Source organism: Pseudoalteromonas luteoviolacea (genome assembly GCF_018100925.1).
Taxonomy (GTDB): Bacteria; Pseudomonadota; Gammaproteobacteria; order Enterobacterales; family Alteromonadaceae; genus Pseudoalteromonas; species Pseudoalteromonas obscura.
Window position 1 is genome coordinate 1 of record NZ_JAGJEH010000075.1, and the last position, 301, is coordinate 301.

At 42.9% G+C, this 301-nt stretch carries 1 protein-coding gene; it reads left to right on the forward strand.

The window, feature by feature from the left end:
- A partial coding sequence (locus tag J8M00_RS28120) for a hypothetical protein (protein WP_211013659.1) occupies nucleotides 1–301 on the forward strand: 301 nt, incomplete at both ends.

Consider the following 301-nt stretch of genomic DNA (forward strand, 5'->3'; position numbering starts at 1 on the left):
CTGATATGTTTGGTTTTGAGTTGTTTTTGAGAGAGATTAACGACACCGACCCGTTTGTCTATAAACATGGCATTATCCAAAGCCAATCTAGCAATATCAATGGCGTCGCCACAATTGCTGATACTGTTCGTCCAGCTACTTATTTTGCATGGTTTGAAGGAGATGAGACAAGTACAGGAAAAGGGGTTAACTGGATACAAGCCAATGAAACGCAGCGCGTAGCAATTGCAAGTGACCCCAAAAATAACCTCTATTTTGATGATTCGACGGGGAGATTTTATCAATGGAGTGTGCGTGGGCG